11 protein-coding genes are annotated in these 11679 nt (G+C 60.9%); 9 read left to right on the top strand and 2 right to left on the bottom strand.

What is annotated here, in order from left to right:
- Nucleotides 1–906 precede the first annotated feature (906 nt).
- From ppc to ACMXYJ_RS07420, 7 genes are all read left to right on the top strand, one after another.
- Nucleotides 907–3537 (top strand): phosphoenolpyruvate carboxylase, encoded by a 2631-nt coding sequence (gene ppc, locus ACMXYJ_RS07390; protein WP_415759297.1) that lies wholly within the window; start codon nt 907–909, stop codon nt 3535–3537.
- A 289-nt stretch (nt 3538–3826) separates the two neighbouring features.
- Nucleotides 3827–4474, top strand: a complete 648-nt coding sequence (gene adk, locus ACMXYJ_RS07395) for an adenylate kinase (protein WP_201185897.1) — start codon at nt 3827–3829, stop codon at nt 4472–4474.
- Between the two features lie 93 nt (nt 4475–4567).
- Nucleotides 4568–5242 carry a tRNA (adenosine(37)-N6)-threonylcarbamoyltransferase complex dimerization subunit type 1 TsaB gene (gene tsaB / locus ACMXYJ_RS07400; protein WP_415759298.1) on the top strand — a complete coding sequence of 225 codons (675 nt, stop codon included), beginning with the start codon at nt 4568–4570 and terminating at the stop codon, nt 5240–5242.
- Nucleotides 5243–5489: 247 nt separating this feature from the next.
- Entirely contained in the window at nt 5490–5795 is a 306-nt protein-coding gene (locus ACMXYJ_RS07405) for a hypothetical protein (protein ID WP_008156859.1), read from the top strand.
- Nucleotides 5795–6655: a DUF72 domain-containing protein gene (locus ACMXYJ_RS07410; RefSeq protein ID WP_415759299.1), complete on the top strand. Its 861-nt coding sequence runs from the start codon at nt 5795–5797 to the stop codon at nt 6653–6655. Before ACMXYJ_RS07405 ends, ACMXYJ_RS07410 begins: the two co-directional genes overlap by 1 nt.
- 33 nt (nt 6656–6688) lie before the next feature.
- Nucleotides 6689–7510: an isocitrate lyase/PEP mutase family protein gene (locus ACMXYJ_RS07415; protein WP_415759300.1), complete on the top strand. Its 822-nt coding sequence runs from the start codon at nt 6689–6691 to the stop codon at nt 7508–7510.
- Nucleotides 7511–7512: 2 nt separating this feature from the next.
- Entirely contained in the window at nt 7513–8208 is a 696-nt protein-coding gene (locus ACMXYJ_RS07420; protein ID WP_415759301.1) for an extensin-like domain-containing protein, read from the top strand.
- A 17-nt stretch (nt 8209–8225) separates the two neighbouring features.
- On the opposite strand, the gene ACMXYJ_RS07425 is transcribed toward ACMXYJ_RS07420, so the two are convergent.
- Nucleotides 8226–8846 (bottom strand): energy transducer TonB, encoded by a 621-nt coding sequence (locus tag ACMXYJ_RS07425; RefSeq protein WP_415759302.1) that lies wholly within the window; start codon nt 8844–8846, stop codon nt 8226–8228.
- A 93-nt stretch (nt 8847–8939) separates the two neighbouring features.
- On the opposite strand from ACMXYJ_RS07425, the gene ACMXYJ_RS07430 reads away from it, so the two are divergent.
- A complete protein-coding gene (locus ACMXYJ_RS07430) occupies nt 8940–9722 on the top strand; it encodes a class I SAM-dependent methyltransferase (protein ID WP_008146717.1) in 783 nt (260 codons plus the stop codon).
- A gap of 118 nt (nt 9723–9840) precedes the next feature.
- On the opposite strand, the gene ACMXYJ_RS07435 is transcribed toward ACMXYJ_RS07430, so the two are convergent.
- Nucleotides 9841–10485, bottom strand: coding sequence for a TetR/AcrR family transcriptional regulator (locus tag ACMXYJ_RS07435; protein ID WP_415759303.1), 645 nt, complete (start codon nt 10483–10485; stop codon nt 9841–9843).
- Nucleotides 10486–10578: 93 nt separating this feature from the next.
- Here ACMXYJ_RS07435 and ACMXYJ_RS07440 point away from each other — a divergent pair, with 93 nt between their 5' ends.
- The gene (locus ACMXYJ_RS07440) at nt 10579–11679 is read left to right on the top strand and encodes an efflux RND transporter periplasmic adaptor subunit (RefSeq protein ID WP_415759304.1); all 1101 of its coding nucleotides are present in this window, start codon (nt 10579–10581) and stop codon (nt 11677–11679) included.

The following is an 11679-nucleotide window of genomic DNA, read 5'->3' on the forward strand; positions in this document are numbered from 1 at the left end:
GCCGAAGGTTTAAAGTCCCTTCGTCGTCTTATGGTGAACGTTGCCTTGGTGCTTCGGGCGTTCACGCTCATTTGTGGCGGGGGGATTGGGTGTATATCCGTTTCTTCGGTGATGGCTGCTGGCGGTTTCGCTCTTACAGCGAGTCACTTGGAAAAGCCCCAAGTAACCAAGGGCTCTTGCCACTTTCGTTCGGTGCCTCGCCTAGGCTCGGCATGCCCTCGCTCCGGTCCTGCTCCGTGGGCCCGCCGCCATCGGCCATCCATGGCCGGGGGCGGCTAACCCGGCATCCATGCCGGGTTGCCCACTGCGCAGAACCTCCACTCGGCCTCTCGAGGCGGCGGTGCATCAAGATCAAAAGCTGCAGGCGAGCTAACGCTCGGCCTGTTGAGTGGTGAGGGGCGTGCGTACACCGCCTCCCCCCTGTAGGAGCTGTCGAGTGAAACGAGGCTGCGATCTTTTGATCTTGCTGTGGCTGTGGCTGTGGCTGTGGCTGTGGCTTTTGATTTTGATTTTGATTTTGATCTGTTGCCCCTTTCCCAGAGGCCGAACGCAGGCGTTGCGCAGGGGGCACCGCGGCAAGGATGCCGCGGTAGCCGCCCCCGGCCATGGATGGCCGATGGCGGCGGGCCCCCGGAGCAATGCCGGAGTGAGGGCATGCCGAGCCTAGGCGAGGCACCGAATGGAGGGGCAAAGCCTTTTGCTTACTTTTCGGCGTTTGGAAAAGTGAGTCGCTGTAAAAGCGAAACCGTAATCAGCCATCACCGCAGAACCGGATATGTACCCCACCAATCCCAATCCCAATAGCATTCCCTTCGCCGTCCGCTTGTAAGAACCGCTTTACAGCGGCACTCTCTAACCCAAGAGCATGGACACCAAGTCACCCGGATTTTCGCTGGAGAACTGCTGATGACCGATATTGATGCACGCTTGCGCGAGGACGTTCACCTGTTGGGTGAGCTGCTGGGCAACACCATTCGTGAACAGTACGGGGACGGTTTTCTCGACAAGATCGAGCAGATCCGCAAAGGCGCCAAGGCCGACCGTCGCGGTTCAATGGACGCTGAACTGAGCGCCAGCCTCAACCAATTGAGCGAAGAAGAGTTGCTGCCGGTGGCGCGGGCGTTCAACCAGTTTCTCAACCTGGCCAATATCGCCGAGCAATATCAGCTGATTCACCGACGCGAAGAGTCACAGCCTGCGTCGTTCGAAGCGCGGGTACTGCCGGAACTGCTCGCCCGCCTGCTTGCCGAAGGTCATGGCGCCGAATCCCTGGCCCGGCAACTGGGGCGGCTGGAGATCGAACTGGTCCTCACCGCGCACCCGACCGAAGTGGCGCGCCGCACGCTGATCCAGAAATACGATGCGATTGCCGCGCAACTGGCCGCCCAGGACCATCGCGACCTGACCACTGCCGAACGCGAGCAGATCCACACGAAGTTGCAGCGCCTGATCGCCGAAGCCTGGCACACCGAAGAAATCCGCCGCACCCGCCCAACCCCGGTGGATGAAGCCAAGTGGGGCTTCGCAGTGATCGAACATTCGCTGTGGCAGGCGATCCCCAACTATTTGCGCAAGGCCGATAAAGCCCTGCATGACGCTACTGGCCTGCACCTCCCACTGGAGGCAGCGCCGATTCGCTTTGCCTCGTGGATGGGCGGTGACCGGGACGGCAACCCCAACGTGACTGCCGCCGTGACCCGTGAAGTCTTGCTGCTGGCGCGGTGGATGGCAGCGGACTTGTACCTGCGCGATGTCGATCACCTGGCGGCCGAGTTGTCGATGCAGCAGGCCAGCGACGACTTGAAGGCCAAGGCCGGGGACAGCGCCGAACCTTACCGCGCGGTGCTTAAACAGCTGCGTGAACGCCTGCGCGCGACGCGTAACTGGGCTCACGCCTCCTTGACGAAGACCACGCCGGCACCCGCCGACGTGTTGCAAAACAACCGCGAGCTGCTTGACCCGCTGGAGCTGTGCTACCACTCGCTGCATGAGTGCGGCATGGGCGTGATCGCTGATGGGCCGCTGCTCGATTGCCTGCGTCGGGCGGTGACGTTCGGGCTGTTCCTGGTGCGTCTCGATGTGCGTCAAGACTCGACGCGGCATACCGCGGCCATGACCGAGATCACCGACTACCTGGGCCTTGGGCGGTACGAGGACTGGAGCGAGGAAGAGCGCATCGCTTTCCTGATGCGCGAACTGAATAACCGTCGGCCATTACTGCCGGCGTACTTCAAGCCATCGGCCGACACCGCCGAAGTGTTGGCGACCTGCCGGGAAATCGCTGCCGCACCGGGCGCATCGCTCGGTTCCTATGTGATCTCCATGGCCGGCGCCGCTTCCGACGTGCTGGCCGTGCAACTGCTGCTCAAAGAGTCAGGCGTGTTGCGGCCGATGCGCGTGGTGCCGCTGTTCGAAACCCTTGCCGACCTCGATAACGCCGGCCCGGTGATTGAAAAACTGTTGCTGCTGCCCGGTTATCGCGCGCGCTTGCAAGGGCCGCAGGAAGTGATGATTGGCTACTCCGACTCGGCCAAGGACGCCGGCACGACGGCAGCGGCCTGGGCGCAGTATCGGGCGCAGGAGCGCTTGGTCGACATCTGTCGCGAGCAGCAAGTGGAACTGCTGTTGTTCCACGGTCGTGGTGGCACCGTGGGGCGCGGCGGCGGCCCGGCACACGCAGCGATTCTGTCGCAGCCGCCGGGTTCGGTGGCGGGGCGTTTCCGTACAACCGAGCAGGGGGAAATGATTCGTTTCAAATTTGGCCTACCAGACATCGCCGAGCAGAACCTCAATCTGTACCTGGCGGCGGTACTGGAAGCGACCTTGCTGCCGCCGCCACCACCGGAGCCAGCCTGGCGCAATCTGATGGACGAATTGGCCGCCGACGGTGTCAGCGCTTATCGCGCCGTCGTGCGGGAAAATCCGCAGTTCGTTGAGTATTTCCGCCAGTCCACCCCAGAGCAGGAACTGGGACGCTTGCCGCTGGGCAGTCGTCCGGCCAAGCGCCGCGCGGGCGGGATTGAAAGCCTGCGGGCGATCCCGTGGATCTTCGGCTGGACCCAGACGCGGCTGATGTTGCCGGCGTGGCTCGGCTGGGAAGCGGCGTTGAGCAAGGCGCTGGAGCGCGGCGAAGGTGAGCTGCTGGGGCAGATGCGCGAACAGTGGCCGTTCTTCCGCACGCGCATCGATATGCTGGAAATGGTATTGGCCAAGGCCGATGCTGATATCGCCCGGTCTTACGATGAGCGCTTGGTCGAGCCGGAACTGCTCCCTTTAGGTGCGCATTTACGCGACCTATTGTCGCAGGCCTGCTCGGTGGTCCTGGGGTTGACCGGTCAGTCGCAGCTACTGGCACATAGCCCAGCCACACTTGAATTCATCCGCTTGCGCAACACTTACCTCGACCCTCTTCATCTATTGCAGGCTGAGTTGTTGGCGCGTTCGCGACAACAGGAAGTGGCACAGGGTAGCCCGGTAGAACAGGCGCTGCTGGTGTCTGTGGCGGGGATTGCCGCTGGTTTGCGTAATACCGGCTAAGGTTTTTGTCGTGGGACAAGGTACTCGACGCGAGCGTCGGGTGCCTGTGGGCTAGGGGGTTGAAAAGTGCTGCCAGGCGACAGTTAGTGATGGGGTTGCGACTAGGGTTACCCCGACGAAAGGCCACATCAGGCGCGGGTTTCTCCGACTTTCGGCGGCTTGTGTGCGTAGGATCTGCTGTGTATCTTGAGCAGCCTTTGGCCGTTTGGGCGGTCACGACCCGTATTTTGAGATTGGCCCCACGAGGCGAATCTGACGTTATCTATATAAAAAATTGAGGAGCACATCGATGCGCGTCATTCTGCTGGGAGCTCCCGGGGCCGGTAAAGGTACTCAGGCTAAGTTCATCACCGAAAAATTCGGCATTCCGCAAATCTCCACCGGCGACATGCTGCGTGCAGCGGTCAAGGCCGGCACCGAGCTGGGCCTGATCGCCAAGAGCGTCATGGACAGCGGTGGTCTGGTTTCCGATGACCTGATCATCAATCTGGTCAAGGAGCGCATCAGCCAGGCCGATTGCGCCAACGGTTTCCTGTTCGACGGTTTCCCGCGCACCATTCCTCAGGCTGAAGCCCTGGTGAAAGCCGGCGTGGAACTGGATCACGTGGTCGAAATCGCCGTCGACGACGAAGAAATCGTTCAGCGTATCGCCGGTCGCCGCGTTCACGAGGCCAGCGGCCGCGTGTACCACACCGTCTACAACCCGCCGAAAATCGCCGGCAAAGATGACATCACCGGTGAAGCACTGGTGCAGCGCAAGGACGACACCGAAGAAACCGTGCGTCATCGCCTGTCGGTCTACCATTCCCAGACCAAGCCACTGGTAGCGTTTTACCAGAACCTGGCCGCCGATCAGGGCAAGCCGAAGTACAGCCATATCGAAGGCGTCGGCTCGGTCGAAGCGATCACCGGCAAGGTGCTTGAAGCGCTGAGCTGAAAAGTCTGAATCGCTTCATCTTCTACGGCCCGCTTGCGGGCCGTAGTTGTTTATACTGGCGCACTTTTTCTGACCTCTCTTACGGAAACATCGATGAGCACCTTGCTGGCCCTGGACACCGCGACTGAAGCTTGCTCCGTTGCCTTGCTGCATGACGGTAAAGTCACGAGCCATTACGAGGTGATCCCGCGCCTGCATGCACAGAAGCTGCTGCCGATGATTCAGCAACTGCTGGCGGATGCCGGGACCACCCTGCAAGCGGTCGATGCAATCGCTTTCGGCCGTGGTCCGGGCGCGTTCACCGGCGTGCGGATCGCCGTCGGCGTGGTGCAGGGGCTGGCGTTTGCGCTGGATCGTCCGGTGTTGCCAGTATCGAACCTGGCCGTGCTGGCGCAGCGGGCCTATCGCGAACACGGCGTGAGCCAGGTGGCGGCCGCCATCGATGCGCGCATGGACGAAGTGTATTGGGGTTGCTACCGCGAAACAGCGGGGGAGATGCGGCTGGTCGGCAATGAAGCGGTATTGCCGCCAGAAGTGGCTGCGTTGCCGGCTGACGCCAGTGGTGAGTGGTTTGGCGCCGGCACTGGCTGGGGGTATGCCGAGCGAATCGCCGTCAACCTGACCGGGCAGGATGCGGGCATGCTGCCTCACGCTGAAGACCTGCTGACCCTGGCGCGTTTTGCCTGGGCGCGTGGCGAGGCGATCGTGGCTGATGAGGCTCAGCCGGTGTACCTGCGCGATAAGGTTGCGACCCCTAAAGCGCGTTAAATTCCAAGACCGAGTTGGTCCTATCGCGAGCAAGCTCGCTCCCACAGGGTTTACGCTAACCCCTGTGGGAGCGAGCTTGCTCCGGGCGGCGATCCGACGATGGCGGACTGCGCAACGCAGCCAATCGTCGTTTTATATCCCCAGCTTTTAAACCTTTTCCATTTTCTGTGTTCTAGTTATCACTCGGCGGTTTGCGAAGTGGGTTGTGCGCCACTAAACTGCCATCATTGATACCGGACATGTACTCATGCGTATAGACGGCGTTCCCTCTCAGTCCTACCCCATCAAACGCAAGCCTCGCAAAGGCCCTGTGGCGGATGACGACTACGTCGATATCGACGGCGAGCTGGAAATTCCGTCCGAAGAGCAAATGGCTGCCCGCGCTGCCAAGGCCTCTGCGCAACGCTTGAGTAATCTCCCCGCCCGTCAACAAGACATGCTTTATCACCGTGCCATGAGCAGCAGCGTCGCGAAGGCCCTGGCCAGCTACCTGAGCACCGCCGGTTTTGTCGATTGGGATTCGGATGTGCTGGGCCTCGACCTGTACATCTGATGCGGCTGCCTTACTTCCTTGGCTGTCCATCCTGGAGTGAAAACGCCTGGCGCGATTATCTTTATCCGCCGGACGCCAAACCCGCCGAATTTCTGAATCTCTATTCCCAAGTGTTCAACGCCGTGGAAGGCAATACGACCTTCTACGCGAGCCCGGCTGCGACCACCGTGCAGCGTTGGGCCGAAACCATGCCCGAACACTTTCGCTTCACCGCCAAGTTCCCCGGCGACATCAGCCACAGCGGCGACCTGCGCGAACAATTGACCGCTGCCGAAACCTTCCTGCAGTTGCTCAGCCCCCTCGGCGAACGGGTTTCACCGCTGTGGCTGCAACTGTCCAAAAGCTTTACGCCGCAGCGGCTGTCGGAGCTTGCCGGTTTTATTGATGCGGTGGACCGGCCTCTGGCGGTTGAAGTGCGGCATGACGAATTCTTCGCCAAGGGCGATGCCGAGCGAATGCTCAATCGCCTGCTGCTGGATCGCGGTGTCGAGCGTATCTGCCTCGATCCCCGCGCGCTGTTCAGCTGCACATCGACCGATCCCTCGGTCCTTCACGCCCAATCGAAAAAGCCCAGGGTGCCGCCCCGTCCGGCAGCCTTCACGCAATGTCCGCAGGTACGCTTCATCGGCCATCCGCAGCTTGAGGCCAACGACCCGTTCCTCGTGCCGTGGGTCGAGAAAGTCGCCGCGTGGATCGAAGAGGGTCGTACGCCCTATATCTTCCTGCACACCGCCGACAACCTGCTGGCCGCCAAACTGGCGCAACGTTTCCACGCAAAACTGATGCTGCGTTTGCCTGGCCTGCCGCCGCTGCCTGAGCTATACAGAGAGCCCGCTGCCGAGCAACTTGGCCTGCTCTGAAGCGGATTTCTTGTCTTTTTCAGGAGCCTGCCAATGGATGCGCAAACCCTTCGATCCCAAGCGTTCAAAGTACTGCACGAACGCGCGGGGGCTTTTGTCATTCCCAACCCTTGGGACGCCGGCTCGGCGAAAATACTCGCCAGTCTTGGTTTCGAAGCGCTGGCGACCACCAGTGCCGGATACGCCTTTTCCAACGCCCGCCCCGATGGCGCGCTGACGCTGGACGACACCCTGGCAAACGTTCGGGCGATTGTTGCGGCAACTGATCTGCCAGTCGCCGTCGACCTGGAAAACGGCTTCGCTGACGATCCAGCCGAATGCGCACAGAGTATTTCGCGTGCGGCAGAGGCCGGTGCGGTCGGCGGTTCGATCGAAGATGCCACGGGCCGGGAAGAAACGCCGATCTACTGCTTCGAGCATGCTGTCGCGCGCATTGAGGCTGCCGTGGCAGCGGCTCGCAGCTTGCCGTTCCCCTTTGTACTGACGGCCCGGGCCGAAAACTTTCTGCACGGCAATCCTGATCTCGCCGATACCATTCGCCGCTTGCAGGCGTTTGCCGAGGCGGGTGCCGACGTGCTTTATGCGCCAGGTCTGCGCAGTGCTGAAGATGTGTTGGCGGTGGTCCGCGCCGTGGCGCCGAAACCGGTCAATGTGTTGATGTCTGGCGGACTGAAATTGACGGTCGAGCAGTTGAGCGAAATGGGCGTCAAACGTATCAGTGTCGGTTCGGCTCTGGCCCTGGCAGCGTATGGCGAGTTCTTCCGCGCTGCCGAAGAGATCAAGACGTCGGGCACGTTCGGCTTCACATCGCGATCCATGCCGTACGCCCAGGCCAATCAATTGTTCAAAGGCTGACGATGCGGTTTCGGTGGTGGCTGCTGTTGATGCTGTTGATCGTCGGCACGGCGGCGATGAGCGTCTGGCGTGGCTGGATCTCATTGCCGCCGCAGTGGAATCCCTGGGCGCCACTGGACGTGAAAGCTGCGCCCAATTTTCTGACCCGCTACAAACTGATGCGCCTGAGCGATGATCCGCAGTTGTGCGATCAAGCCCTGAGCAGCTCTGGATTGCGCGTAACCCATAAGGCCGACAGCCCCGACGCGACATGCCCGTTGATCAATACCTTGCGTGTACAAGGCGGCGAGGTGGCGCTGAGCAGCAGTTTCCTCGCCAGTTGCCGCCTGGCGGTGTCGTTCGCCCTGTTTGAACACCACGCCCTGCAACCCGCGGCACAGGCGGTCTACGGTCAAGCGGTAACGCGCGTCGACCATCTCGGCAGCTTTGCCTGTCGCAACGTCTACAGCCGCGAAAATGGCCGACGCAGCCAGCATGCCAGCGCCAATGCGCTGGATATCGCCGGCTTTCGCTTGGCCGATGGCCGATCCATCAACGTGCTCAAGGATTGGCCGAAGGATAATCAGGACGCACGGTTTTTACGTCAGGTCCGCGATAGCGCTTGCGACATGTTCAGTGTGGTCTTGAGTCCGGATTACAACGCCGCCCATCGCAATCACTTTCATGTGGATGTCGGGCCGTGGTGGGTGTGTCGCTGAGGGCTTGTTATTGAAAGTCAGGCGGCGATGCGCAGGTTTTGCAGGACGATCGGGCGAGCCCAGCCGTTATCGAAATCGAGTTGTTTCTGTTGCTCCACCAGCTCTTCGGGCGAGAACGGCGGGAATGGCTTGTCCAGCAGATCGAGTTCGAATTCGGCGATCGGCAGGTGCAGCGGACGCGGTTGTGGCGCGGCGCCAGACGCTGGCAGTGGTTGACCGGCCGTGAGCACGATCGGGCGGACCCAGCGGCTTTCGAAGTCCTGCTGCTTCTGTTGAGCGACGATTTCTTGTGCCGGGAACGGCGGGAAAGGTTTGTCGGCCAGGTCCATTTCGAACTCGGCAATCGGCAGGAACAGTGGCTCGGGAGGGCGGACCTCGGTTTCTTTCACATCGCATTCGCGCTGGGAAATGATGTGAGCCAGCAGTTCGCTGCCAACGGTGGGTTCGACCGGGCTGTCGAGATCGACCGGTGGAAAGTTGAGAGAAGCCGGTACGACATCGCCCGACTGATCGGCCAGGGCCTGGGCAAAGAAATCCTGCCAGAGGTGACTGACGCTGCTCAGTGCTTGGGAGTTTCGTAGACCAAAATCGCCGTGGGGCGAGATGTAGTCTATCGATGTGCGTTGAATGTCTGACATTTCTCTCGGTCGACGCTCAGCTCTGGCAAAATGCTCGATAGTTTTGTTATCGGCCGTTTTTGCCGATCATTAATTTTTTGAGCGTGTTTTCCCATGATTGAGCAACCTGCGGCCTGCCGCATCCATGTCGAGGCCTTGGCCGCGACTTTTCAGCCACAGGCCGAACAATGGGCCGAGCGCCTGGGTTTGCCGATGCAGGTGGATGACGGTGAGTTCGCCTTGCAGGTCGGCGACCAGGGTTTGCAGCTGCAGCAACTGGGCCCGGACGCGCCGGGGCCGGTGCGGGTGGACTTTGTCGAGGGCGGTGCGGCCCATCGCCGCTTGTACGGCGGCGGTAGCGGCCAGATGATCGCCAAGGCTGTCGGGGTGGCCCAAGGCGTGCGTCCGCGCGTGCTGGATGCCACGGCGGGGCTGGGCAAAGATGCGTTCGTGCTGGCGAGCCTGGGCTGCGAGATGAGCCTGATCGAGCGTCAGCCACTGATTGGTGCGTTGCTTGAAGATGGCTTGGCACGCGGCGCGGAAGACTTTGAGGTGGCACCGATCGTGGCGCGGATGCGTTTGCTCAAGGGCAATTCGATCGAGGTGATGCGCAATTGGGAAGGCGAGCCGCCGCAGGTGATCTACCTCGACCCGATGTTTCCCCATCGTGAGAAAACGGCCCTGGTGAAGAAGGAAATGCGCCTGTTCCGGCCGCTGGTGGGCGATGACCCGGATGCGCCTGCACTGCTCGAAGCCGCGTTGGCGTTGGCCAGCCACCGGGTGGTGGTCAAGCGCCCGCGCAAGGCGCCGTGCATCGAAGGGCCGAAGCCGAGTCATGCGCTGGACGGTAAATCCAGCCGGTATGACATTTATCCGAAGAAAGCGCTGAAACCTTAAGACCGAGTCGCCCCTATCGCGAGCAAGCTCGCTCCCACAGGGGATCTACGGTGTTGCAGAGATCCAGTGTGGGAGCGAGCCTGCTCGCGATGGCGTCAGCTCAGACGACCAATATCTATCAGGCTGTCGCTGGTCGATACGCCCGCATAAACAACTCCACCACTTCCTGCACATGGCTCTCGGCCGCGTCCCCGGTCAGCGGCTCGCCACAGCCATAAAGCAGCCTGAAGTTCCCCGCACCCTTGAGCAGGCAGAAGAAATGCTCGGCCGCATTGCGCGGTTTGTCGATGCTCAACGCGCCGCTCTGATCAACCTTGGTCAGCAACCGCTCCATGCCATGCAGCATGCGTTCAGGCCCGGCCTCGAAGAAGATGAGCGAGAGTTTCGGGTCCTGGCTGCCCAGCGTCATCATCAGTCGATGCAGGTTGACCGATTCGTCGCTGTTGATCAGCTGATGAAAACCGCGCGCTATGTTCAACAGCACCGTTTCTACGGCAGTGCCGTCCGGCAATTCGAAAAACAGCGTCGGCAATTGCTCTTCGCACTTGGCCATTACGGCGGCGGAGAACAGCGTCTCCTTGTCGTTGAAATGGCTGTAGACCGTCAACTTCGACACACCGGCCTCGGCCGCGACGGCGTCCATGCTGGTATTCGCATAACCTTTGCTCAGAAACAGAATTTTCGCCGCATCGAGGATCGCCTGGCGCTTGGCCAGATCCTTGGGGCGGCCTGGGCCGTTGGGTACTGAAAGATTGTTAGGCATATGCGCTTTTATTACTGGACTGGTGAGTTTGCTATTAATAACATACCGCTCAGTATAATTATTCCAAGCATCATTAGCGAAAGGTCCTTCACCATGTTCCGCTATGCCTTGCCCCTCGCGTTGCCGGTCAGTCTGGCGTTTTTATTGTCTGCGTGTGGTCACGAAGAGGCGCCTCAAGTCACCGTTCGCCCGGCCATGGTCGTGCAGCCAGAGCCGTCGTCCCAGGCGATGGAAAGTTTCCCCGGTGAAGTCCGCGCACGGTATGAGCCGGAGTTGGCGTTTCGCATTGGCGGTAAAGTCAGTCGACGACTGGTCGAGGAAGGGCAGCGGGTCAAGGCCGATCAACCTCTGGCGGAACTCGATCCTCAAGACGTGCGCCTGCAACTGGAAGCCACCCGCGCCCAGGTCGCTGCTGCCGAGGCCAATCTGAGCCTGGTGCGCGCCGAACGTGATCGCTACAAGACCCTGATGGACCGTCAGATGGTCAGCCGTTCGCAGTACGACAATTCCGAAAACCTTTACCGATCCGGTGAAGCACGCCTCAAGCAAATCAAAGCCGAATTCAACGTATCGACCAATCAGGCCAGTTACGCCGTGCTGCGTGCGCCTCAGGATGGGGTTGTGGCTAAACGAGCGGTTGAAGTCGGGCAAGTGGTGGCGGCGGGGCAAACCGTATTTACCCTCGCCACCGATGGCGAACGTGAAGTATTGATCAGCTTGCCGGAGCAAAGCTTTGGCCGCTTCAAGGTTGGTCAGCCAGTGTCAGTGGAACTCTGGACCCAACCCGACCAACGTTTCGCCGGGCGCATCCGCGAGCTGTCGCCCGCTGCCGATCCAAAATCGCGCACCTTTGCCGCCCGCATCGCCTTCACTGCCGGCAAGGTCCCCGCTGAGCTCGGCCAGAGTGCCCGGGTGTTCGTTCAGACCTCCGATGTGGTGCCGCTGTCGGTGCCGCTTTCCGCACTGACCGCAGAAAACGGCGCGACCTACGTCTGGGTCGTCAACGCCAACAACACCCTGAAGAAAACCCCGGTACGGGTAGGAGCCTTCGGCGAGAAAACCGTACCGGTGCTCGAAGGCCTGAATGCCAGCGACTGGGTGGTGGCCGCTGGCGTCCATGTGCTGCTTGAAGGGCAACAGGTGCGTCCGGTGGATCGCTCCAACCGCGTGGTCAATCTGGCGGGCAAGGAGTAA

The sequence above is a fragment of the Pseudomonas arabinosi genome, from assembly GCF_047758675.1.
Lineage (GTDB): Bacteria > Pseudomonadota > Gammaproteobacteria > Pseudomonadales > Pseudomonadaceae > Aquipseudomonas > Aquipseudomonas arabinosi.

Coding starts and splice junctions, on each gene's coding strand:
- ppc (WP_415759297.1), top strand. CDS start 907: ATGACCGATATTGATGCACGCTTGCGCGAGGACGTTCACCTGTTGGGT.
- adk (WP_201185897.1), top strand. CDS start 3,827: ATGCGCGTCATTCTGCTGGGAGCTCCCGGGGCCGGTAAAGGTACTCAG.
- tsaB (WP_415759298.1), top strand. CDS start 4,568: ATGAGCACCTTGCTGGCCCTGGACACCGCGACTGAAGCTTGCTCCGTT.
- ACMXYJ_RS07405 (WP_008156859.1), top strand. CDS start 5,490: ATGCGTATAGACGGCGTTCCCTCTCAGTCCTACCCCATCAAACGCAAG.
- ACMXYJ_RS07410 (WP_415759299.1), top strand. CDS start 5,795: ATGCGGCTGCCTTACTTCCTTGGCTGTCCATCCTGGAGTGAAAACGCC.
- ACMXYJ_RS07415 (WP_415759300.1), top strand. CDS start 6,689: ATGGATGCGCAAACCCTTCGATCCCAAGCGTTCAAAGTACTGCACGAA.
- ACMXYJ_RS07420 (WP_415759301.1), top strand. CDS start 7,513: ATGCGGTTTCGGTGGTGGCTGCTGTTGATGCTGTTGATCGTCGGCACG.
- ACMXYJ_RS07425 (WP_415759302.1), bottom strand. CDS start 8,846: ATGTCAGACATTCAACGCACATCGATAGACTACATCTCGCCCCACGGC.
- ACMXYJ_RS07430 (WP_008146717.1), top strand. CDS start 8,940: ATGATTGAGCAACCTGCGGCCTGCCGCATCCATGTCGAGGCCTTGGCC.
- ACMXYJ_RS07435 (WP_415759303.1), bottom strand. CDS start 10,485: ATGCCTAACAATCTTTCAGTACCCAACGGCCCAGGCCGCCCCAAGGAT.
- ACMXYJ_RS07440 (WP_415759304.1), top strand. CDS start 10,579: ATGTTCCGCTATGCCTTGCCCCTCGCGTTGCCGGTCAGTCTGGCGTTT.